General features: G+C 45.0%; 21 protein-coding genes. 8 read left to right on the forward strand and 13 right to left on the reverse strand.

The genetic code is table 11. The features are described 5' to 3' along the window. The first annotated feature begins 421 nt into the window (after nucleotides 1-421). Both JW878_07550 and JW878_07555 read left to right on the forward strand, forming a co-directional pair. Entirely contained in the window at nucleotides 422-1,549 is a 1,128-nt protein-coding gene (locus JW878_07550) for a glycosyltransferase family 2 protein (protein ID MBN1762910.1), read from the forward strand. Between the two features lie 103 nt (nucleotides 1,550-1,652). Beyond that, on the forward strand, nucleotides 1,653-3,146 hold the full coding sequence (locus JW878_07555) for a flippase (protein MBN1762911.1): 1,494 nt from the start codon (nucleotides 1,653-1,655) through the stop codon (nucleotides 3,144-3,146). Between the two features lie 200 nt (nucleotides 3,147-3,346). Here JW878_07555 and JW878_07560 read toward each other — a convergent pair whose 3' ends face one another. The 11 genes from JW878_07560 to JW878_07610 form a co-directional block, all read right to left on the reverse strand. Continuing rightward, nucleotides 3,347-4,378 carry a polysaccharide biosynthesis protein gene (locus tag JW878_07560; GenBank protein ID MBN1762912.1) on the reverse strand — a complete coding sequence of 344 codons (1,032 nt, stop codon included), beginning with the start codon at nucleotides 4,376-4,378 and terminating at the stop codon, nucleotides 3,347-3,349. Further along, nucleotides 4,375-5,502 carry a DegT/DnrJ/EryC1/StrS family aminotransferase gene (locus JW878_07565; protein MBN1762913.1) on the reverse strand — a complete coding sequence of 376 codons (1,128 nt, stop codon included), beginning with the start codon at nucleotides 5,500-5,502 and terminating at the stop codon, nucleotides 4,375-4,377. The genes JW878_07560 and JW878_07565 overlap by 4 nt, the downstream gene beginning before the upstream one ends. Further along, nucleotides 5,499-5,927 (reverse strand): acyltransferase, encoded by a 429-nt coding sequence (locus tag JW878_07570; GenBank protein MBN1762914.1) that lies wholly within the window; start codon nucleotides 5,925-5,927, stop codon nucleotides 5,499-5,501. The genes JW878_07565 and JW878_07570 overlap by 4 nt, the downstream gene beginning before the upstream one ends. Nucleotide 5,928: 1 nt before the next feature. Beyond that, on the reverse strand, nucleotides 5,929-7,083 hold the full coding sequence (neuC, locus tag JW878_07575; protein MBN1762915.1) for a UDP-N-acetylglucosamine 2-epimerase (hydrolyzing): 1,155 nt from the start codon (nucleotides 7,081-7,083) through the stop codon (nucleotides 5,929-5,931). Then, nucleotides 7,077-8,108 (reverse strand): N-acetylneuraminate synthase, encoded by a 1,032-nt coding sequence (gene neuB, locus JW878_07580; protein ID MBN1762916.1) that lies wholly within the window; start codon nucleotides 8,106-8,108, stop codon nucleotides 7,077-7,079. The genes neuC and neuB overlap by 7 nt, the downstream gene beginning before the upstream one ends. Next, complete coding sequence (locus tag JW878_07585; GenBank protein MBN1762917.1) at nucleotides 8,105-8,881, reverse strand: SDR family oxidoreductase; 777 nt, start codon at nucleotides 8,879-8,881, stop codon at nucleotides 8,105-8,107. The genes neuB and JW878_07585 overlap by 4 nt, the downstream gene beginning before the upstream one ends. Before the next feature lie 14 nt (nucleotides 8,882-8,895). Then, nucleotides 8,896-10,215, reverse strand: a complete 1,320-nt coding sequence (locus JW878_07590; protein MBN1762918.1) for an aminotransferase class III-fold pyridoxal phosphate-dependent enzyme — start codon at nucleotides 10,213-10,215, stop codon at nucleotides 8,896-8,898. Continuing rightward, entirely contained in the window at nucleotides 10,212-10,928 is a 717-nt protein-coding gene (locus JW878_07595) for an acylneuraminate cytidylyltransferase family protein (GenBank protein MBN1762919.1), read from the reverse strand. The genes JW878_07590 and JW878_07595 overlap by 4 nt, the downstream gene beginning before the upstream one ends. Before the next feature lie 304 nt (nucleotides 10,929-11,232). Next, nucleotides 11,233-12,777 (reverse strand): CDP-glycerol glycerophosphotransferase family protein, encoded by a 1,545-nt coding sequence (locus tag JW878_07600; GenBank protein ID MBN1762920.1) that lies wholly within the window; start codon nucleotides 12,775-12,777, stop codon nucleotides 11,233-11,235. A gap of 363 nt (nucleotides 12,778-13,140) precedes the next feature. Beyond that, nucleotides 13,141-14,103 (reverse strand): glycosyltransferase family 4 protein, encoded by a 963-nt coding sequence (locus tag JW878_07605; GenBank protein MBN1762921.1) that lies wholly within the window; start codon nucleotides 14,101-14,103, stop codon nucleotides 13,141-13,143. Nucleotides 14,104-14,458: 355 nt separating this feature from the next. After that, nucleotides 14,459-14,785: a hypothetical protein gene (locus JW878_07610; protein MBN1762922.1), complete on the reverse strand. Its 327-nt coding sequence runs from the start codon at nucleotides 14,783-14,785 to the stop codon at nucleotides 14,459-14,461. Between the two features lie 367 nt (nucleotides 14,786-15,152). Here JW878_07610 and JW878_07615 point away from each other — a divergent pair, with 367 nt between their 5' ends. The 5 genes from JW878_07615 to JW878_07635 all read left to right on the forward strand — a co-directional run bounded on the left by JW878_07615 (nucleotide 15,153) and on the right by JW878_07635 (nucleotide 19,411). Continuing rightward, nucleotides 15,153-15,317, forward strand: coding sequence for a hypothetical protein (locus JW878_07615; protein ID MBN1762923.1), 165 nt, complete (start codon nucleotides 15,153-15,155; stop codon nucleotides 15,315-15,317). Between the two features lie 338 nt (nucleotides 15,318-15,655). Continuing rightward, nucleotides 15,656-16,678, forward strand: a complete 1,023-nt coding sequence (locus JW878_07620) for a glycosyltransferase (GenBank protein ID MBN1762924.1) — start codon at nucleotides 15,656-15,658, stop codon at nucleotides 16,676-16,678. A 23-nt stretch (nucleotides 16,679-16,701) separates the two neighbouring features. Beyond that, a complete protein-coding gene (locus JW878_07625) occupies nucleotides 16,702-17,655 on the forward strand; it encodes a Gfo/Idh/MocA family oxidoreductase (protein ID MBN1762925.1) in 954 nt (317 codons plus the stop codon). Beyond that, a complete protein-coding gene (locus tag JW878_07630; GenBank protein ID MBN1762926.1) occupies nucleotides 17,652-18,308 on the forward strand; it encodes a transferase in 657 nt (218 codons plus the stop codon). Before JW878_07625 ends, JW878_07630 begins: the two co-directional genes overlap by 4 nt. Further along, entirely contained in the window at nucleotides 18,305-19,411 is a 1,107-nt protein-coding gene (locus tag JW878_07635; protein MBN1762927.1) for a DegT/DnrJ/EryC1/StrS family aminotransferase, read from the forward strand. The genes JW878_07630 and JW878_07635 overlap by 4 nt, the downstream gene beginning before the upstream one ends. Here JW878_07635 and JW878_07640 read toward each other — a convergent pair. Both JW878_07640 and JW878_07645 read right to left on the reverse strand, forming a co-directional pair. Next, a complete protein-coding gene (locus tag JW878_07640; GenBank protein ID MBN1762928.1) occupies nucleotides 19,408-20,145 on the reverse strand; it encodes an NTP transferase domain-containing protein in 738 nt (245 codons plus the stop codon). The two genes, JW878_07635 and JW878_07640, sit on opposite strands and share 4 nt — an antisense overlap. Nucleotides 20,146-20,147: 2 nt before the next feature. Beyond that, complete coding sequence (locus JW878_07645) at nucleotides 20,148-21,416, reverse strand: UDP-glucose/GDP-mannose dehydrogenase family protein (GenBank protein MBN1762929.1); 1,269 nt, start codon at nucleotides 21,414-21,416, stop codon at nucleotides 20,148-20,150. A 207-nt stretch (nucleotides 21,417-21,623) separates the two neighbouring features. Between JW878_07645 and JW878_07650 the strand changes: the two genes are divergently transcribed. After that, nucleotides 21,624-24,284 (forward strand): oligosaccharyl transferase, archaeosortase A system-associated (locus tag JW878_07650; protein ID MBN1762930.1); only part of this gene is annotated, 2,661 nt, incomplete at its 3' end.

Below are 24,284 nucleotides of genomic sequence, written 5' to 3' on the forward strand. Positions count from 1 at the left end.
AGCACCTGAAGATGACTTTACGTACTACACAGTGCATGGTTGGTATCCCTTGCGCGCGTTTACGAGCATATACGGGGTTTAGTGATTTGTTTAATTAAATTACAAATTTCAAATCACAAATTACAAACAATATCTAATATCTAAATCCTCATGTTCAAAACAAACTTTTTCGACCGCCTTTTTTTTGCGCAAGCACGGGCCCAGGGCTCTGATCGAGAACATGAGGACGCCCCATGCATCGTCTTCGTTGCCGCGGAGACTAAGGCGAAGATTCTGACAAGCCCATAGAACTTGGGGGGAGAGCGAGATGGTAAGCTAACGCAAAATGGCAGCAGAGCACCCGTCATCGTCTGTCCGGAAACAGTTTTTAATGAGCAGGCGCCAAGGTATTGCTAAGAACTAAGTGAGCGTAGAACGAGAGATGCCGGACGTATCAGTGGTCATGCCCTCGATGAACGAGGAAGGCACGATAGGTGTGTGTATCGAGAAAGTACTGAGGGTATTTGCGGAGCAGCAGCTCGATGGCGAGATCATTGTGGCGGATAATTCGACGGATAGTACGCCGGAGATCGCGCGATCTTTGGGCGCGATCGTGATCACGCCGGAGCAGCGCGGGTATGGTAACGCGTATCTCGCGGGGCTCGCGCACGCTACCGGGAAGTATATTGTCATCGGTGATGCAGACGGCACCTACGATTTCGCGGAACTCCCGAAATTTTTGCAGCCGCTGTTGGAAGATAAAGCGGATTTGGTGATGGGCAATCGCTTCGGTGGCACGATTTACAAGGGCGCGATGCCGCGGCTGCACCAATACATCGGTAATCCGTTCTTAACGAAGCTTCTGAGCTGGCTCTTCAAGATCAAGATCTCGGACGCGCACTGCGGGATGCGGTCGTTCACGAGAGAAGCGTACGAGCAGATGAAATTACGAACAGGCGGTATGGAGTTCGCATCCGAGATGGTGGTGGAGGCGGCGAAGCAGAAGCTGCTGATTGCGGAAGTGCCGATAAACTATTATGCACGCAACGCGCCCTCGAAGCTGCACTCGTTCCGGGACGGCTGGCGGCATATCCGGTTCATGATGCTCTACCGACCTGAGCCATTCCTCTTCTTTCCGGGCGCGCTGGTGTTCCTGCTGGGCGTGCTGCTGAGCCTGACGATTCTGCTGCGCGGTAACGTGGAGACGTCACATATGCACTCGCTCATCTTCAGCAGCATCCTAGTGATCATCGGGTTCCAGACCGTGGCAACCGGCATTATCATGAAGGCGTACGCAGCGGTGCAGGGCATAGCGGAGAAGGAAGGGTGGATCAAGAAACTGCTGGACTACCATTCGCTGGAGAAGGAGCTTGCGCTTGGGATCGGACTGTTGTTACTAGGGTTGACGTTCGGTCTTAAGGTGATAGGAACGTGGGTCAACACGGGGTTCGGGTCGCTCTCGGAGATCACCACCGCGGTACTGGCGATGGTGCTCGCGGCGGTCGGGATCCAGACGATCTTCACGGCGATATTTCTGAGTGTGCTGATGCTGAGAGAAGAGAGAGCTTGATACCTGATTAATGGGGTGATAAATCGCTTAAATGCAGCATAAAATGCTTTTTTGATTGCCTCTTTGGCAATTTATATAGCCATTAAACTATTATTTTCGTATCATGCTTGCCCGAAAATCTACGTTAATTATTATCACGCAGCTCCTCAATGGGTTGCTGGCCTATGTTGCCTTAAAGTTCATTGCTGTATATATGGAGCCATGGGAATATGGCGTTGTTGGCTTCTCTTATGGATTCGTGGCATTATTTTCAATTATAGGGCAATTAGGATTTGATCATGCACATATTAAACGAGTATCAGAAGGTAAAGATCTCGGGACATGTGTGGGCACCTTTGCTGCTATAAAGCTCTCTTTGGCTAGCTTGATGGTATGTGTCGTCATTGGCTCTGTTGCAACATGGAAGTACATACTAGGTAGAGGTTTTGAGACCCCAGTTCACGAAATAGCAATTTATATTATGCTTGCTCACTTTGTCCTGCACACAGTTACCCAGATATTCGTCTCGACTTTTAATGCTAGAAGAGAGATTGCCAAGTCACAATTGCCCAATTTTTCTTTCACACTTGCTCGTGTTGTAGCAACACTTTTTGTGGCTTATTATGGGTTTGGTGCTTTAGCTTTGGTCAGTACTTACCTTTTAGGTGAAATATTCCACCTTTTACTTGCTTTAGTATTTTTTAGAGATTACCCCCTTAAAAAGCCGACCTGGGAGTATTTCAGGGGCTATTTCACGTTTGCTTTGCCAATGGCACTCGTGTCTACGTCTTATATTATCATGACGAGCGTCGATAAAGTCTTCATCCAGTTTTTCTGGGGTGCCACGCAGGTAGGCGAGTATTTCGCCGTTTTTAACTTTTCGCGAGTCATTATACTTTTTGTATCCGCTGTCGGATTGCTTTTATTCCCCACAATTTCCGAATATCACGCTCGAAATAATGGTAAAGAAATTGAAAAACTCGTCCTAAAATCCGAGCGGTACTTAAGCATGATTGTTTTTCCCATCATAATCATTATAATCGCACTCGCTGAGCCTATAATTCATATTTTGATTAGTGATGAGTATATGCCAGCTTTATCTGTTTTGCATATACTGCCTCTATTCGTTTTACTCGAATCACTAGCGTATCCTTATGTGAGTAAACTCCAAGGAATGAATATGCCTTGGATAGTTCGGGATAGGTATTTAATTATGGTGATTTGTAATGTTTTCCTCAACTTGCTTTTAATTCCAAAAGAAATCGGAGGTTTGGGCGCGCAGGGAGCGGCAATAGCAACGGTCGTAGCGTATGCTGTGGGCTTCATTTATATCAGAGTTATGGCCTGGAAAAATACCCATATTTTAGGTTATTCGCGAATAATTTTGCATGCCTTGGCTGCAACAATGATGGGTATAATTCTGGTTTATATTAACCAAACCATACACATTCAGAGATGGTACGAATTATTAATAATAATTTTATGCGGGTTTGCCATCTATTTGGGGATATTGTTGATGATAAGGGAATTTAAAAGAGAGGATTTTGATTTCTTTGTTGATACATTAAATCTCAAAGAGATGATCAGATATATAAAAGAGGATCTATCCAAAAAATGAAGATAACTAGAACACCACATTTATCTTTCCTTATATGGAATTATTTGCGCATCTGTTGCGATTCTGGTTTAAAATTTTATTAAATCTTACAACTTTAATTACTGGCATTGTTGCAATTTTAGCAAAATCAAGTGTCAATCTCGCTATATTATCTTATTAAAGTCTTTATATGGATTAAATTAAATTCTTTAAGGAGTTATTTAAGTTTTGAATTCGCTTAATAACAATTGAATTTCTTCTTCGCTAATTAAAGGTGCCGTTCTGGAAGTGTATTTTATATCTTCAGCCTTTTTAAAGTTTTCCGGTAAGTTATATAAACGTGTTTCGGTATAGCTGTTGTCCTGTTGTAACAACAGAAACAGTTCGTCACCTTCATATGCAGTTAGGGCTTCATTCTCAGTCATCAGTTCTTCATGCATTTTTTCACCGTACCTTCGTCCGATAATTTTTATTTCTATCTTATTTGGATCCTTCCCGTATTTTGGTGCTAAGTCTTCGATCATCCTCGCTGCCAAATCCCCAATTCGTACTGCGGGCATCTTAAGAATAAAGAGCTCATCACCCTGTGCCATTTTCGCGGCCTTTAACACGAGTTCAACCGCTTTCGAGATACTCATTATAAATCGAGTCATATCCGGATCGGTAACTGTAAGCGGACCGCCATTTTGTAATTGTTTTTTGAATAGGGGGATTACTGATCCACGTGTATCCAAGACATTTCCGAAACGGACACAAGAAAACACAGTCTTTCGATCTCCTTTATAAAAGTTCGCGGACACTGTCAAGCGTTCTGCCAGCAATTTTGTGGCACCCATAACATTTACAGGATTTACCGCTTTATCTGTACTTATCGTTATTACCTTTTCGACCTCAGCGTCCATTGCCGCCTCGATCACATTTTGTGTTCCAATCACATTCGTTTTCACGGCCTCAAATGGATTGTATTCACATAAGGGCACGTGTTTTAAAGCAGCGGCATGGAATATAATATCCACATCTTCAATAGCACGTTCTAACCGTTCCTTGTCTCTGATATCCCCAACAAAGGGTCTTATTTTCCCCGATTGTAGTTCCTGTTCTAAATCAAATAATCCTGTTTCGTTATTGTCCAATACTCGCACAGCCTCTGGATGACCTCGTAAAACCGCTCTCACAATTTCACTGCCAATTGATCCCACCCCCCCGGTTACAAGAATAATTTTATTCTGATAAATTTTTTCCCCGCCAATCATTTGACATCTCCGTAGAATTTTTTAACTTCGCTAACTATTAAATCTATCTCCTCTTTCGTTAGTGCGGGATACATAGGTAATGTTACTACCTCTTTAGCTATCCTTTCAGTTGTTTCTAATTTGCTGGAGTATCCCAGCACATCAGTATAAAATTTTGTTAAGTGAACCGGATGAAAATATACTTTTGTCAGAATTCCATTTTTAGCCAAATAGTTAATCAAACCATCCCGATTTTTAGCCCGTACAGTATACATTTGATAAACGTGGAAATATTCGTTCGGAGGTTTGGGTGTCGTAACATAATCTAGTTTAGAAAGTTTAGCACTCATAAATTTAGCATTTTCTCGACGTCTTTCGATGATCTCATTTACTTTTTTAAGTTGACTTATACCAAGAGCGGCAGTAATGTTTGACATTCTGAAATTGTAACCCAAGGTGACATAATCCAAACTATCAGGTGACGAGAAATAATCAGATGTTTCCAATCGCCCGTGTGACCGGAACAATCTCAATTTATTCGCAATTTTTTTTGAATCGGTTAGTATAACGCCACCTTCACCGGTTGTAACAAGTTTATTTTGGCAAAAACTGAACATAGCAGCATCTCCGAACGTACCGGCCATTTCATCCCCGACTTTTGCACCCAACGATTCCGCGGCATCCTCAATGAGTATCAAATCATGATCATCCGCAATTTCCTTTAGCTCCCTAAGTTTGCATGAGCAGCCGCCGTAATGTATGGGCATAATTGCTTTTGTCTTCCCTGTTATCTTCTCCTTAACATCTTCTGGATCTAGGCCATATGTTTCCTCTTCGATATCCGCAAAGACGGGCTTGGCACCCACGAAAAGAGGGGCATTTGCGGTTGCTATAAACGTAAAGGACGGAACGATAACTTCATCTCCGTGCTGGATACCGTAAGCTAACAGCGCGGCGTGTAACGCGGAGGTCCCAGAGTTGAAAGCGACAGCATACTCGGTACCGACATAGTCGGAAATTAACTCCTCGAACCGCCCTATGTTTGGACCCACCGCCCAATTCATGCCCGCGGTTATCGCTTCCGTTACAGCTTTTACGTCCTCATCGTCCCAAAAAATCTTGAATAACGGTATTTTCCAGGTCATTGGATATCCTCCTCAAGCTTCTTCAGCTCTTCTTCTGTCAAGTTCCTCAGTACTGTTACTGGAATGCCAGCGGCAACAACGTTGTCAGGAACATCCTTATTCACAAAACTGAAAGCGCCGATAATTGTGTTTTTACCAACCTTCACACCGGGCATCACCACCGAATGGCTCCCGATACGGCAATTTCGTTTAAGAACGGCTTCTCCCTGCTTATCGTCAATCGTGGAGACTGAATAGATAGCACAATGAGAGCCAATCTGCACAAAATCTTCGATAATCACGCCGTTTTTCGCGTTAATGTATGTGAAAGCGCCAATATCGGTCTTATAGCCCAATTTGAGCCCTTCCTTGTGGTGAACAAGCCAAGAATATTTCGTCAATTTTGCCTCTTCTATCTCCGGAAACTCCCAAGTTTCAAATCTCATACTAGTAGCTCATTCTCTTCTTTAACAGGTTCTTATCTATTTTTATCCCAGCTAAGATTTTAGCAATTCTTTCCCCTGCCCGACCATCCCCGTACGGATTTTTACCGCTCCTTGATTTTGCTTTAAATGCTTCATCGTCAAGAGCTGTTCGTATCGCAGCTGCAATTTGTGCCCGATTGTACCCGACGTCAATGATATTCTCAGCCCGCTGTCGCCCTTGCTGCCGCGAGCCGATGTTCACCACAGGCACCCCGAACGACGGCGCCTCAATAATGCCGCTACTTGAATTGCCAACGAGCAAGCTTGCTATCTTCATTAAACTGAGATACTCTTCGTGCGATATACTTTTAAAGGTTCCGATGAATGGGTATTTCTCCGTTTCGTATTCTTTTATTACCTCGATCATTCTTCGTCCGCCTGCATCTGCGTTTGGATAGATCAGAATTGTTTGGTATTGCAAATCCGCGATGGCTTCCAGCGTTTCACGAATCTGGCCCGGAGCCTCATCGACTTCGGTCGTTACGGGATGCTGAAGAACAAGTAAAAGAGGTTGTGAAAGATCCAGATGGTATTTTTCTGCCAATACAGGTGGCTCGATGAACTTTTCATGGAAAATGGTCTCAAGGCCCGGCGCGCCAACGGTAAACGTATATGAAGGATCCTCACCCATGGCAATGATTCGCTGCGCGCTTTCTTTCGTGGCCGGAAAGTGGATATGTGCCAGTTTAGTAATGGCGTGTCGGACAGGTTCGTCAACGTTCCCCGAGACGTCTCCACCATGAATATGGCCGATAGGGATATTCATAAAGGTTGCGGCGACTGCACCCGCAAGCATCTCGCCACGATCACCCAGAAGTAATAAAACATCAGGCTTGAGGCGGACCAGCGTTCTTGCTAATTGTACAATACCCTCACCAACAGATCGTGCCATATCCTCGCCGCTATCTTTGGCATACAACCCTTCAATCTTTGCTGCTATTTCAAAGCTATCATTTTCAATTTCTCGTAGAGTAAATCCGAAATCCTGCAGTAGATGCATTCCCATTACGATCAATGAAAGCTCCAATTCAGGATGTGCATCAATCGCTCGAATTACTGGTTTGAGTATCCCGTACTCCGCGCGAGTACCTGTAATGACCGCAATTTTTCTCATGATATTATTTCAAACGTGATCAGCTCGTTACGTTTGATTGCCTTATTTGCTTTCCTTCCAATGACGTTATTCAACTGTTGTGGCTCGAGTCCTGTACCAGGTCGCTTCAGGTCAAGCATCGAAGCAGTAATAATAGTGCCTGCCGAAATATCTTCGCCCGCCACAATACTCCGTCTTGCGACTTTTTTCATCACTTCTTCACTCGGTGTGGGTTTTTTTATCCCGTTTCCAAGAGCTTGCTCTACCGCTCTTATGGTCTTCACCAACTCCATCATCTCCTCAGGCTCCAATGATGCCTGATGGTCGGGCCCCGGTAATGACCTGTCGAGCGTAAAATGCTTCTCGATCACGCACGCGCCCAAAGCGATCGCAGCAACAGTTGCAGTAATCCCAATGGTATGATCTGAAAACCCAACCGGGACTTTGAACGCTTGTTTCAACGTTGTTATAGCCCTCAAATTTGTCTCTGCAATCAGCGCAGGATAATTAGAGACACAGTGAAGCAAAACGATTTCGTGGGCCCCCACATTTCGCAGTATATTAACTGCGGCCTCCACCTCATCTAACATGGACATACCCGTGGACAGTATAATCGGCTTCCCTTTTGTCGCTACGTAGCAAAGTAGTGGGATATTAGTTATCTCTCCAGACGCTATTTTGAATGCGTTAACACCTAATGAATCAAGCAAATCAACACTGGCTTTGTCGAATGGTGAGGATAAGAAAATCATCCCTTTATTTTTTGTATAATCGAACAAGGTGCTAAATTCATCCTTAGTAAGCTCCAATTTTTTGAGCATTTCATACTGTGATTCTCCTTCAGATGCGTTTTTTTCCTGATATTCTGCCTTCTTGGCGCTTTGGGTAACCAGATTATCCGCGCGGAATGTTTGAAATTTTACAGCATCAGCTCCTGCATCCTTTGCGGCGTCAACAAGTTTCTTCGCTAACTGCAAGGAGCCGTTATGATTAACACCCGCCTCAGCGATAATAAAAGTTCTATTTTCGATTATTTTAAAAATATTCATAATGTAAACCCCCCATCCACCACGATATTTTGACCAGTAATATAGCTTGAATAATCACTTAACAAAAACAATAAAACACCTATCAAGTCGTTCGTATTTGCCATTCTCTTCCCCAAAATTACTTTTTCTGAGTAATTTTTGACAAAAATTTCTGGTTGATTATTAAACACTCCCCCAGGTGAAACAGCGTTCACCCTAATATTATATTTTCCAAAGTATGTTGCTAAATATTTAGTGAGGCTTATTATAGCACCTTTAATTGCTGCGTACTCTACAGGCATTGTCATATCTGTTCCTTCGTAAATATCAAATTTTGGTGCGGAAAAACCATAAATGGATGCCATATTTATTATATTACCGTGCTTTTGTTTTACCATAACATTTAATATTTTTTTTGATATTAAAAAATATCCCCCCAAATGCAGATTTACGTTTTCGCAGAAATCTTTAAAAGAAACTTCTTCAATTTTCCTGCCATAATTTTCATTCCTTGGATACGCATTGTTCAATAAAGCATCTATTTCTCCAAATTCATTTAATGCCGTGTCTATTATGTTCTGAACATCCTCTTCACTTGTTATATCCGATTTTTGAAAAATTATATTATTAAATCCTTTTTCTTTTATTTTCTCTATCACTTCGCCTGCCCCCTCTTCATCAATATCCGCTATGACAACATTTGCGCCATATTCTGCACATACTTTTGAAAATGTACTACCTAATAGACCTGCGCCACCAGTTATTATTATTGTTTTGCCTTTTAAATTGAACATATTATCATCCACTTCTAAGTTAATCTTTTAAATCCTTCATGTGCAATTGGTCCTTTTAGTAGATCATAAATATTATCCTCCTTAATAGCCTTTTTAACGATTCCAAATACCTCGCTTACATTCTCCAAATACATCCCAACGTGCTCCTCAGTGTGACTATAAGAAACATATACACTTTTTGATGCTAAAAACCCACGATTTAACATTTCTTGCGTGAAGAGGGTAAGCAAAGCCTGACTATCATCTCCATAATCAAAAACAAAAGTTGTTAATGGTGGAATACCCAGTATATCTATTTTCAAATCGTGTTCTTCTGATAGTTTCCTCCATCCAGAACTTATCAAATTCCCTATTTTACATAAATAAGAAGGAACGTTATTATCCATCATTTTGTTTATCGTAGTTATGGATGCAACAGGACCAATGCTCTCAGTCCAATATGTACTACTTATAAAACTATTTTGTGCCATATCCATGATACCTCCTTTTCCAACAATCGCGGCCATTGGAAATCCATTACTCATCGCTTTTCCATAAACGGCCATATCAGGAGGGATATTGTAAAGTTCGTGAATTCCCCCGATATTCATTCTCCATCCTGATGTTATTTCATCAAATATTAAAACAGCACCAATCTCGTCAGCAATTTTTCTCACATTTCCTAAGAAATTATTTTTTGGCTCTTGATGTCTTATTGGCTCCACTACAATTACACCAATGTCATTATTTTTTATAATATCTTCAAGTTCTTCTATTTCATTATAATTAAAAGGGATTGCAGTTCCTTTTAAACCTCTAGGAACGCCTAAGGGTTCTAACCCTGGGAGCAATTGTCCATCCAAATTCTTATCATCAGCTAAGTTCGCTGATAAATACCAATCATGCCATCCATGATAGCCACAGAATGCTATTTTATCTTTTTTAGTATAAGCACGTGCAATTCTTACTGCTACTGCCATTGCCTCTCCGCCCGTCTTTGTATATTTTACCATATCTGCCCATGGATGTAGATGCAATAATAATTCAGCCAATTTAACTTCTTCAGGACAGTTCAATGTGCACATCGAGCTCGAATCTATAATTTCTTTAACAGCGTTGTTCACATCGTCGTCAGCATATCCCAAAATGCAAGTTCCTACGCCCATAATTGACATATCAATAAATCTGTTACCATCCAAGTCAAAAATTTCGACACCTTTCGCGTATTTGTAGTAAGAAGGCCATTGATTTGGCAGAAACATTTCTGAACGCTTTGAGAGTAGTTGGTTACCACCAGGTATAATCTGTTTTGCTTTGTTCCATAACGCAATACCGACATTCCTATTTTCGGTCATAATTCCTTTTCTATTTTTGCCTTCATTAAAGCTTCTATACATATAAAGTCACTTAGTTCGTCTACTTCTAAGGATTTATATTTTTGGACAACATAAGCTAAAGTTAATTCATGATAAAAAGTTCTATTTTTTTTGAGCGCTTCTATTTTTGATATGTAGATGCTCCCCTCAAAGAAGTATACTTCTTCTAATTCTTGCCGTCTCAAAAATTTGAAATTGCTTGTGCCATCCGGTTTTCTGATAAAACCCATGTCGTTGATTACTACATTAAATTCTGGATGGCTACTTTCTAACTTGGCAATGCCGACAATGGCTTTTGCTTTAGGATTGTTAACTAGCATTTTAACACAGTTGTCTATGTCTTCTACATCCCTAAGGGGTGAAGTTGGTTCTAGTAACACGACTAAATCAAAGTATTCATCTCTTTTTTCAAACCAATTAATCGCATGCAGAATTACTTCAATTGTCGGGGAATCATCTCTGGCCAATTCTTTAGGTCTTAAGAACGAAACTTCGGCACCGTATTCCTTTGAAATCTCAGCAATTTCTTCATCTTCAGTACTCACAATCACTTTGTCAATATATTTGCTCTTTTTTGCCTGTTCTATTGTCCATGCTATCAACGGTTTGCCTAACAAAGGTTTTATATTTTTCCTCGGGAGTCCCTTAGAGCCACCGCGTGCAGGGATTATCGCAATGATCTTATATCTCATTCTTTTTTTGCCCACGCCGTTATCAGCAGGGTGATTAACTTGACCCTTTTAGTAGCTTTCCTATCTACTGTAAGTGACGTTTATAAATAAATCTTTCTATGTGTTTTTAAATCGTTTTTTGGTATTATTATCATATAATAATTAGATTGGCTATATTCTTATTTTATCCTCATATTTTTAATTACTTTTTATATAATAACTTTATTGCCACAAACTGTGCGTAGGTCTTTTGACTTTTAAACGCCTGCTGTTTGCAGACTGCTTTACTCATTACTACCACCGTAGCTTCGATTTTCAGAAGAGATTAAGTTTCATTTTCAAGTCGATTAATAAAATTTCTCAAATTTTTGAGAGAATCTCCCTTGAAATATTCAAAAGATTTCTGTAAAGCTTCTTTGGAATGTTTATCATAATTTAAAAGTATTAAATTTAATTTCATAATATAATCATCTACATTGTCTGCAATAAATGAAGATTTTTGATCTATAATTTCTGAAATGTTATCGGCATATTTCCCTTTTATGTTGATGACGATGTTCGGTTTTCCGAAAGCGAGCGCTTCTATTGCACAGGTAGAGAAGACAGTAGAGTGGACATTAATAATTTTCATAAGATGGTATACATTATCTTGCTTATCTGCGACATAAACATTCCCTAACTTCTGTAAATTCTGGTATTCTTTTTTATCAAAAGGATGGGGCTTAAAAATAATCCCTATATTTTTATTTTTTTCATCCAATCGTTTCGATAAATTAATTGAAAAATCTTCAACTGCTAGAGCTATGTGTAGCAAAGAATCAGACGTAATAAGTATAGTATAGCGGTAATTGGTAATAAAATTATCCAAATTATTCTTAACAGATATTTCTTTTCCTTTCATTACCGCTAAGTAAGGGAATCCAATGCTGGCAACGTTTTGCGAGTCGAAAAGATTACCCTTTTTAACTATTTCTGAGAATTTATTCCCGTAAGAGAGGAAATAATCCGGTAAGCAATCTCGGTTCAGAGAATTAGTGGCTTTTACGTATCCAATAGAATATCTAGTTATAAAACCATGCTGCACCTCAACTGTTGGAATTCCAAGCTCTTTACAAGCCTGAGACAATGCCATATGAAAACGAGTATATCCACACCTTATAATCACACCTTTTGGATTGATCTTTTCTAAAAGGGTCTTTAAAAAAAATTTAACTGATAAAAAAATTCCGATGGAAGAATATATATATTTTTCAAATTCTTTTTTATTTACAGAATATTCAGCAGATATGTAGGTTATTAAATCAGTGAGTATCATATTATTTATTATTTTTGGGGATTTATTAAATGCCTCGAAATAGACTATTTTCCAAAAAGTCTTTGTAAAAACAGGGATATACATTGGCACATAATTTTTAGAATATACATCACCATTGTATTTAATCCTATAACCTTGTTCATTTGGCCATTCAAAAATGGTAAATGTTTCTCCCAGTACTTCATAAAGTGGATCCATATATATATCAAAATACTTTCCCCGCCACAATTTCCTACTTTCCGTACCCGAAAAACCGCAAAAATCAATCCTTTTCGGGAAGCTAATTGGTAAAAGGCTGGTCACTAAATAATTAATTTTTTTTTTGTAGGAGTTAATATTTTTGGATAATGATAAGTCTCCCTTCTGAAAATAGTAAAAAATAACTATACGCAATAAATTCCATAGCTTGGTTCCATCCGTGAGCGCGATAGAGTCTACGTGGTAAAGTTCTTCCACATCCTTTATCATTTGAAATGCTACAGAGTGCAACTTTAAGTTTTTCATAGCGTTCACTTCGTTTAACCATATTTTTAAAAGATAAAAATCCCGTGGCACTACGACCACCTCTTTGCTTTTCACGTGACCCTGAAAACTTTTGAAAACGTTTGCGATTCTGGAATCGTGTATCGTGATGTTCTTTTGTTTGCCCCTTCTTGTGGACGAAGAGACCACCAACCCAGAAGAGAAGAGGGTTCATTTTTTGTTCTTTTTTCATAAGACAGGTGTGAGAATAGCTGTCTTTACCGCACCTACGGGTATCAAGCAGCCATGGAAGTCATCAGTTTTTGTAAATCTTCGTAAATCTTTTCCACTATTCCTGCCACGCTATCCGATCAACCAAGTGTGACACAGTTCTTACAGTATACAGTAATTATTCACCTTGGTGATTAAGAATACGACGCATAGATACTTTTATCGTCATATCTCCATCACTTCCTTATACATTTGTAACATTTTATTAAAAATAACATCTCTAGAGCACTTTTCAACCATTGTCTTTCTTGCCTCGGCACCCATTTTTTCTAGATTACTCTCCAATGCGCTTTGGAGACAATCTTTCAGCTCATTATGGTTAGCACAAAGAAAACCGTTTCTATCGTTAATAATTTCATCCATACCTTCACGTAAAGCGATAACAGGCAAACCAGAAGACATGGCTTCCTGAACTACATTACCGAACCCTCCCTGAACACAAGGAAAAATAAAGATATCCGCATTTTGATAAATAATTATGAGCCTATCGTGAGGCACAGCTTTATTTACAGAAAGATTCGGTAAATTTAGCGATTCCGCGTAAATTTTCTGGTAAAGTTCTGTATCGCTCCAGCTACCATACATCTCAAAATCGAGATTCGGGAATTGTTTTGCCAATTTTGGGATGGTCTCCGGTGCCTTCCACGGAGTATAGCTGCTTACATATAAAACCTTGATCCTTTCGTTGTTATGTGGGCTTGGAGTGAACCGTTTAATGTCTACAGGATTATAAATCACGCGTACTTTCTCTTCTGGTACACGCCATCGATTCATTATTCTTTCTTTTGTGAGCGAATAGACGACGTGTACAATATCCGCCTTGTTACATAACCATGGTCCGGCTTTTCGGCATTCTTCAATTAGAGGAAAGCCATGAACGCTATTGATAAAATGCTCGTGTCTTATAACACGGACAAGCGTTTTCCCTATAGCCCATGAACGACCATGAAGTATATCAAATCTCTCGGATAATATAATTTTTAGCAAAGCGGACTTATTCAATCCCCGCAAGGGGGTAACTTCAAAGCCTTGCTTTTCCAAAAAATCTGCTATAAGGTGGCGGTTTCGATCTATTGGGCAAATAGTTTCGTTAAAGTCTGCTACTTCAGCTAACGTTACTTTTTCCATATTCATTCTTCTTCTAATTTTAGCAAAGAAATTTACCGCCAAATTCTAAACGAACATGTTCGCCAATACTAACGTGGGAGAAATTATCAATGACAACATTTGGATTCGAATCTATTAACTTATACCAAATAAATCTGAACAACCAATAAATTTCTCTCAGCCATTTTTTGGAATGCAATTTTACTCACCTAGGTAAACTGCGTCGGCGCTACAGCTGCACCACCCTACACATTCATCTTAGTGTCTCCTTTATAAAAATCTGCTACTTATCCTCTCTGAAAAATACCTCATGCTATCAAGCTATGCGTTCTGATTCCATTCATACTACCCCCTCACCGTTCTCATCAATCGATATTCATCTCTTCGTGTCTTTCTCAGCACATGGTCGTGCGTCGTTAACGGCGGCCTCGTTTTGACGACCCTTGAAGGGAACAGGGAGCATGCGAGGCTCTTTGTGCCTTAGCTTCTTCGTAAGCTTCTTGTTCGTGAATACCCAACAGACCAACTCTGCAAGGTTACAATCGGTGGCAACGATCGCCATTTTAGCACCTCTTCTCGCCTCCGCCTTCTGATAAATCCGCTTGAATCGATTCGGCGTGGACGATAGTACTGCGGCCACGCGCTCTGAATCAATACCACCCTGAGAAAACCTCCGCTCTGCCGGTTGATATGGCCGTACCATACCCGGTCGCCCGATTGCGCTAACTTTGGCGCCAGGCCAAAATCGCGTAGTGGAAATACTTTTATGCAACGACCATGAGATACTGATACCCGGTAGGAATACGCAGTTTCTACTGATTAGGATCAGTAAGCCTATCACCAACCGGATCAGGTACGTCTTGTTGATCGGTTTCAACGTCCTCTAGTTGATTTCGGCGATCGCGTCGGCATAGACAAGGGACATCTTCTCGCGCAGCAAGCACTCATGGTATCGAAGCGTTTGTTGGAAGAATGTAACTGCCCACGAAGTTGAGGTACTCGGTGCCCCGATAGCCGCAACAGTATCAGGGCTTCCATGCTGCCCAGTGTAAAAGAGGAAACATGGCTGCGTGCCGAATCCACGAAAACAGCAGAAAAGCAAACGATGCAGATATGAACGCGAGCTTTCGGGTAGTAGTCTGGTACGCAGCGACTGGCATCGGACTACAGTGAACCATCCAAACGCGATCATCTGGCTCGACGATGCGTCGCGCATATCGCTTGCTGGTGGTTAATTTGAGCAAGCGACCATGTGGAAACAGCACGTGCCATCGCGAAAAGGGAATCTGCAGACCAACGGCAAGTTAGAACGGCTCGGGCTCGAATACGATCGGCATCGCTTGCGATTAGACTCGCTCGATGCTTTTTTAACCTGATATAACAACCGGATACACGGCGCTCTCGATTTTCGCGAAGGCGATAAGGATGCTTTTCAGCGAAGAGCGCCTCCGTAAGCGATTCTCGGTCTATTCCTGAAAGAGGAAAAGTGGTATGAATAACGCCGAATATGCAAAACGAAATAAGAATCGTACTCAACATAATTTTGAAGAAGAATCAATTTTACCCTGAGAAGATGTATAAGGAGGAATACTCGAAGGTAACGTTCATCATGCCTGTCCTCAACGAAGCGAAGACTCTGCGGCAGTGCTTGGACGCCTTGCTGGCTCTAGATTACCCCGCGGAGAAAATAGAGATACTGATCGCCCTCGGAAACTCGACGGATGATACGCGAGCTATCGCCGAAGAATATGCTCGCAAACACCAGACCATAAAGCTCTTCGAGAACCCGACCGGCAACACTGCGATCGGCCGTAACATCTGCATCGAGCACGCCACGGGCGAGCTGCTCATGAACTATTCCGGGCATGTCATCGCCGAGCAGAACCTCCTCTTCGTGCTCGTGACGAAACTCTTGGAACTACCGGACGAGATCGCCGCCGTCGGCTGCTCCAACGTCTCACCCGACGAGCAGAATCTCATCGGAAAGGCGACGGGCGTCGCCTTCGCCGGATTCATGGGCGGTAGAAACATCTTCCCACAGAACGAGGTCTTCGACGACGAACGCTACGTTGACCACGTGTCCTTCGCCTGCTACCGCCGCAACGTCGTCGAGCAGGTCGGTAACTTCGACCCCGCCTTCTGGTGTGGGCAGGATGCCGAACTCGATATCCGCATTTACAAGGCGGGCTACAAGATCCTCTATACGCCCGATACCAAGGTCTACCATTTCAAGCGAAGCACAACACGCGGGCTCTTCCGGCAGATGTACCGGTACGGCCTGGCACGGGCAAGGATGGTACGGAAGCATCCTGATACTTTCCGGGTCGTGTATACGCTCGGATCCGCATTCGTGCTCGGCATCATAACCATCAGTGCCCTTACCGCTCTTACTGTGATCCCGCTCTGGTTTGGTGGTGCAATTGCATCGTTGTACGTATTCCTTGCCGTTATCAGCTCATTTCAGGTGACCAAGACACCCCTTCTGATCCTGACCAGTATTCCCCTGTATTTTATCATTCATGTCGCTTATGGTCTGGGATTCCTCCGTGGGCTGTCTCCGGCAAGAGCGAGCAAGTGCAAGATTTTTAAGGGCTGATACGCTATTACCAGCGAGGATACATGACTCGAATCGGGCTCATCGGTGTTGGTACTTGGGGAATCAACCATCTGCGCGCACTTACAGAGATCGATTGTGATCTCGTGTGCATTGCCGATGTTGATAGCACGAAAGCAGCACTGGCCAAACAGCACGGGATCCCGTTCTTTCACGATTACCAACCGCTTCTCTCGACCGTGGATGCCGTTGTGGTTACCACGCCCACAGATACGCACGTTCAGATCGTGAAGGACTGCCTCGCTGCAGGGAAGCACGTGTTCGTTGAGAAACCCATGGCAGCAACCGCGGCGCAGAGTCGCGCCCTCGAGAAGCTCGCGGAATCGCAGAAGCTCGTGCTCTCCGTCGGCTATCTCTATCGGTTCAACAACGCGATCAGGCGAGCACGAGAGCTCATCAAAGAGGCCGGAGAACTGCAATACCTGACTGCGCGGTACATCCACTCTACCAAACCGCCGCGTACGGACTCCGGAGTCATTATGAATCTCGGTATCCATGTGATTGATATACTGAACTTCCTCACTGAACGAACACCCTCCAGGATCTATGCAAAGAAGAAGAATCTGCTGTCTGACAGCTACGAAGATTCCGCTGCTATCCTGCTCGATTATAACGACTTCTTCGCGACCATCGAGCTCAGTTGCACGCATCCCGAAAAGGCCCGCGATCTCTGGATCATCGCCGGGAACGAAAAGATCTATCTCGATTACTTCTCGCAAAAAATCATGAGATATCCTCTGAAGGTGTCGTACAACGAAGTCGAGCGGGAAGAGCCGATTGTAGAAGAGATTACGGCAAATGAGCCGCTTAAAGATGAGCTGCAGTATTTCGTCTCCTTAATAGACCAGGAAGAGACCCAGCCCGAGCTGAACAAGGGAAGAGAAAACTGGTACACGACTCGAATATGCGAATTATGCCTGGAATCCGCACAAAACGGTACGGAGCTACCGGTGAAATGAACGAAATTGCTCAGACTGCCAGGATACTCAAGAACGTGCTGCTCGATGAATATGCGCTTATCGAGGACTTCGTCATCATCGGCGCGCCGCCGCGAGGGATAACGGAAGGAGAACTGAAAACCGTCATTGGCAAGAACGCTGTTATCCGGTCTCATACCGTTATCTATGCCGGCAATACCATTGGCGACGACTTCCAAACCGGGAACCAGGTGAGTATTCGTGAGGAGAACCTCATTGGCGATGAGGTGAGCATCGGCACCAAAACGGTTATCGAATTCAAGACAAAAATAGAAGACCGCGTACGAATCCACTCGCAGGCGTTTATTCCTGAGTACTGCGTGCTCCATGAGGGATGCTGGATCGGCCCCCAGGTGACGCTTACCAACGCGAAATATCCACAATCACAAAAGTCGAAAGCGTTTCTCAAGGGTGTGGTTATAGGAAAGAATGCAAAGATCGGGGCCAATGCCACCATTCTACCCGGTGTGACGATCGGTGCTAACGCCTTGGTAGGGGCCGGGAGTGTCGTCACGATGGATGTTCCTCCCGATAAGGTAGTCGCAGGTAACCCCGCTGAGGTGATCGATGCGGTGTCTAACCTCAAATATCCGACGGGAGAGAAGGCCTATGAGGACCTGGAGGCTGGGATATGAATATTCCGCTGGTGGATCTGAAGGCCAACTATCGCTCGATCAAAGATGAGATAGATCGGGCCATTCAGGAGGTAATTGACGATTCCGCGTTCATCATGGGTCCTTATCTCACGAGCTTCGAGAAGAATTTCGCCGCCTTCTGTCAGGCGAAGCATGCCATTGGCTGCTCAAGCGGAACAACGGCGCTCCACCTGGCTCTGCTCGCCGCTGGTCTACAACCGGGCGACGAGATCATCACGGTCCCCAACACCTTCATCGCTACCACCGAGAATATCTCCTACGTTCACGGGAAGATTAGATTCATCGACGTTGAGCCGCAAACGCAACTCCTCGATATCGATCAGTTGAGCACGGTAATCACCCCCCAAACAAAGGCTATTGTTGTGGTCCATCTCTACGGGCAGCTGCCTGATATGGCGCGCATCAAGGAGATCGCTGACGCAAACGCTCTGTTCCTCATTGAAGATGCCGCACAGGCACATGCTGCCGAGTGGCACGGGCATCAGCCCGGATTTTACGGCGACATCGCAACCTTCAGCTTCTTCCCTGCGAAAAATCTCGGATGCTTCGGCGATGGCGGCTGCGTGGTCACCAATAATGACGAAATCGCTGAGACCGTGAGATTACTCCTGAATCACGGCCGAAAAACGAAATACGAGCACACCATCGAGGGGTATAATTATCGGCTGGATGCGTTACAGGCTGCAATACTGGATGCCAAGCTTCCATATCTCTCCCGCTGGACAGATCTCAGACGAGCGCACGCCTCGTTCTATGATGATATGCTGCCCGCAGAGGTGCAGAAACCTGTCGAAGCAGGGGGTGCGAAGCATGTGTACTACATGTACGTTATTCGGACGAAGCAACGAGACGAGCTCATGCAGTATTTGATAAAGCAGGGAATACAGTGTGGCATTCACTATCCACTGCCGCTCCATTTACAGCCTGCATATGCCAACCTCGGCTATAAAAAAGGCAGTTATCCGGTAGCTGAAATGCTGGCAGAAGAGATTCTCTCTATACCGATATATCCGGAGCTAACCGAGGAGCAGCTAACGTACATCGTTGATGCTATCACGCGGTTTTTCAAGCACCAACACTAAATGTTAGCGTTTTGTAACTCGATGTAACGGAGGTTTGATCTGACCAAATCCTTTGGCGTTCCAACATCAATATGCTCGCCATTTATTCGCTTATACAATAGACGACGACCTTCAGCTATCAAAATCTTCATTGAGTCCGCCAGTTGATATTCATTATTGAGCCCGATCTTCGTCTCCCGTATTGCAGCGAAGATCGCTGGGGTGAAGACATACACACCGATGCACCCGAGATTGCTTGGGGCCGCTTCCCGTGATGGCTTCTCGATAATGTCAATGATCTCGTTACCTCGTGGCTTGATCATACCATGCCGCGTGGGGTCTTCTACTTCCGTCACCCCGACGCTCACATCAGGGTTCTCGGACTGGTGAAACTCGATGAGATCCTTCAAGAAACTCTTCGGGTAGAAGAAGTCATCCCCAAGCACAAGCGCAAAAGGCTCATCACCAATAACGCGCTCGCCCGCCTGGATCGCTTTTGCCCAGCCATTCTGGGTATCCTGAACAACATACGTAAGATGAACACCCAACCGCTCGCCAGACCCGAGATAATCAAGGATCGCATGTTTCTTCCAGCCCACCACGACCGTAATGTCCGTTATGCCTGCGATCTTAAAAGCATCGATCACATGCTCGATTATCGCTTTATCGCCGACCATCAATAATTCTTTTGGAATCGCTAACGTTATCGGCTCCAACCGCGTTCCTTTTCCTGCCGCCGGTATCAATCCTTTCATCACTACCAGCACACCCCCTCATACCGCTTCGCCGTCGTTCGGGCTTCTGCTAAACGCCGGCCATCAATAACGATTTTGCCGGTATAGTCCAGTGCTTGAAACTGCTCCCAGTTGGTAAGAATAAGAACGGCATCGGCTAATAAAGCCTCCTCCGCTGTACCGCAATAAACGATATCTGGGAACAGTTGCTTGAAGTTCTCCATCGCCTCGGGATCATACGCCTTCACCACGGCACCCTCCTTAATAAGGCGCTGCACGACCGGTATCGCCCTGCTCTCCCGGACATCGTCCGTGCCGGGTTTGAAGGCCAGCCCAAGGATACCGATCGTACGACCGTTTAAGTCTGGTATGTGCCGTTTCAACAGCTCGATTAACCGCTCTGGTTGACGCTCGTTAACCGCCACAACCTGCTCTAACAACGTCGGTACCTCGCCCAGCTCCTGCGCCCACACTATCAGCGCATGAAGATCTTTGGGGAAACAGGAACCACCCCAGCCGATCCCTGAATCAAGAAAAGCTCTGCCTATTCGGTTATCATAACCCATGCCCTCTGCCACCTCGTACGTATCCACACCGATGCGTTTGCACAGATTGCCGAGCTCGTTGATGAACGAGACCTTCGCCGCCAAGAACGCATTGCTCGCATACTTGATCATCTCCGCCGCGGACAGCGAGGTTTCTACAAGAGGACAAGAAAAAGGCTCGTAAAGTTCGCGCAACACGTCCCTGCTCCGCTCATCGGAAACCCCGATCACGATCCTGTCTGGATTTAAGAAATCGTTTACCGCTACGCCCTCTCGTAAAAACTCAGGGTTCACCGCCACACCAAAATCTATGCCCGCTCGCTTGTCTGAATGCTGCTCCAATAAGGGCAAAACAACGTCCCGTGTCGTTCCAGGTAGCACCGTGCTCTTCACAACTACGAGGTGCCACCCCGCCGTCTCCTTCAGACCTCTGCCGAGCTCTTCCACTGCTGTTCGCACATACGAGAGATCGATGCTCCCGTCATCATTTGATGGCGTGCCCACACAGATGAACGTTACCTTGCTATTAGTAAGCGCATAATCGTAATCGGTCGTAGCCGTGATACTATCGCGATGGGTGAAGAGAAGCTCATCTAATCCCGCTTCGTAGAGCGGAGACCGTCCGCTTTTGATCGTATCCACCTTCCGCTCATCGAGATCCACACAGATGACGTGGTGCCCGAGCTTCGCAAAGCAGCCCCCGGTCACCAGGCCGACGTAACCTGCCCCGATGATTGAGAGGTTCATTACTACTACATAATTGTGGGAGACTTAAGGTAAAGGTATATCACGGACCGTCCAGAAGACTCCTATAACTCTTGGACGCCGTCTTTCACCCGGCACGGCAATTTCCCCGCTTGTGCCATATCTTATTCACGATAAGCCCTCCTGGTGAAGCTATTTATAGGGAGGACTCAGACCTATAATGGAAGTGGTAGCAGGATAGAGAGACAAATGAAGCCAGTACTTGGAGACCTGAGAAAGGTAGAAAAGATATCGGTCCTCTGCGGAATCGCCGTGGCGCTCATCTTCTGTTTGTCGTTGTACATTCGGGTCGCATTGCCCTATGACAGTGTTCTTGGAGGCGCATTCGTGCGCTTCGGCGGGAACGACCCCTGGTACAATATGCGACTCGTTGACTCCACACTGCATAACTTCCCACACCGAATTTACTATGAAGCTTACACGTTTTTCCCCCATGGGACACGAATTGGGTATGCGCCATTATTCGATTATCTGCTCTCTGTTGCCATCTGGATACTGGGCCGTGGCGACCCCATTACTACTCTGGGGCAACACGGCATAGAAGTAATCGGCGCCTGGTATCCCGCAGTTCTGGGTGCGTTTACCGTCATCCCCGTCTATTTCATCGGTAAGGAGGTATGGAACCGGAATGCAGGTCTGCTTGCCGCTGCGCTCATCGCTATCCTGCCGGGACAGTTCTTATCACGGTCCATATTGGGCTTCACCGACCATCACGCTGCGGAAACGCTCTTTGGCACAACCGCAATGCTCTTTTTCATGCTCGCACTAAAGGCCGCGCAGACAAAAGGGATTACGTTTGAGACACTAAAAGAAAAGAACTGGTCTGCTCTAAAACAACCGCTAATATATTCCGTTTTTACTGGCATCTTCCTCGGTACCTTTTACCTCTCCTGGACTGGTGCACCGCTCATTATATTCATATTACTTATCTACGCAGTGGTGCAACACTTCATAGATCATTTGAGAGCGCAACCACCAGAGTATCTGGCCATTATCGCAGTCCCTGCTTTTCTTGTTGCTTTCCTCATGATCGCTCCGGCACCCTACATCGGTGCTCTAACAAGTATTCAATCCATTTCGCTGCTCCTCGGAGTGGCGGTCTTCATTGCCCTTAGTTTGATCTCCTTTGTGATGCGCACGAAGGAAATAGAGCCGTATGGGTATCCAATTGCAATTGGAGCTCTGGGTGTGGTATCCCTCCTCCTTCTCAGCGTCTTGAAACCCTCACTGTTTTCAACGCTTATTCACCAGCTCGATATATTCTTCCCCACAACTTCGCGATTGACCATCGCAGAGGTGCATCCAATGTACATCTTCTCGCAGTACACCGGCAAAATCGCTGATGGCGAGGCCTGGCGGTGGTTCAGCACCACCTTCTTCATCGCCTTCGCCGGCTACCTCGTGATTGGCTACAACATCGCGAAGAAATTCCGCGCTGAAGAGGTGCTCATACTCGTGTGGAGCGGCGTCATACTCTTCGCGGCCTTCGGGCAGAACCGATTTGCCGCATATTACGCGATCAACGTCGCGCTGCTCTGCGGGCTGTTCTCTGGAACTATTATTGATTTGGTCTGGTCACGAGGCAAAGCGACGGAAACTGGCAAAGCAGCTGTAAAGGGCGGCAAGGTAAAAGGGAAGATGAAGCTGAACACGAAAGGCGGCGCTTCAGAAAAGTCGAAAGTGAAACCTGCAGAGACAGAAAACCGGCTCAAAGTCAATAAAGAAAAAATCGCTATCTCCATTCGGCCTGAACTCATCCTTACGGTTCTTGTTATTGGTTTGGTTGTCTTTTACCCACCACTCACAACGACGTTAGCAAGTGCACGGTCTGGTGGTGGACCGGACAATAACTGGTATGAAGCACTTGCCTGGATGGGCGAGAACACGCCTGAGCCTGGTCTGGATTACTACGGGTTATACGATTTGCCGCCGATCAATGAAACGACAGGGAGATTTGAAGATTATGCATATCCGGACTCAGCCTATTCGGTTATTAGCTGGTGGGACTACGGCCACTGGATCATGCGCATCGGTCGAAGAATTCCGGTTGCCAATCCCTTCCAGCAGGGCATCGGCGGCCCTTATCAAGGGGATACCCCGGGTGCGTCTGTATTCTTTATCGCTAATAGCGAGCCCGCTGCGAACGAGATTGCCGATGCGCTCGACGTGAAGTACGTGGTCAGTGATTTCATGATGGCAGATATCTGGAATTCGTTCTACAACAAGTACGGTGCAATGACCGTCTGGGCCGGTGACCCCGAACGGTACAGCAGCCTCGGCTACTACTACACCACCATGGAGGCGCGACTGCACATGTTCGATGGTACAGAAACAAACGTAGATGGCACGATCATCCCCGCCTTGCATCATTATCGCCTGATCCACGAGTCGCCCACGTTCTTCCTGCCCATGGTCATCATGGACGAGAACACGGGCTACATGAACTGGCGGAGCTACTCCAATGACTATGCCACGACCGCGACCCAGGCGCAGATCCTGCACGGGCATCTCTTCGACCTCCCCGCCGGAGCCTGGATCGAAGACGACTTGAATAACGAAACGCTGCCCGCGTTGTTCGTTACCGCCTTTAATTCCTCCGGTATTCCCTTCTCCCAGCAAAGCAGCGTGAGCAGGATAACCGAAGGCCGGTGGGTAATTCAGGATACGACCAACAATAACGTCTTCATCATCTCCAAATCCGATCAACAGTTGCAGGTGTACCTCTACGGGGTCAAGACCGGGCAGGAGAACGTCAAGGCATGGACGCCCGAGTACCTCAACCCCGTAAGCTTCGTGAAGGTCTTCGAGTACGTGCCGGGCGCGCATATCACCGGCACCGCCGCAAATGGC

This window comes from Methanomicrobia archaeon (assembly GCA_016930255.1).
Lineage (GTDB): Archaea > Halobacteriota > Syntropharchaeia > Alkanophagales > Methanospirareceae > JACGMN01.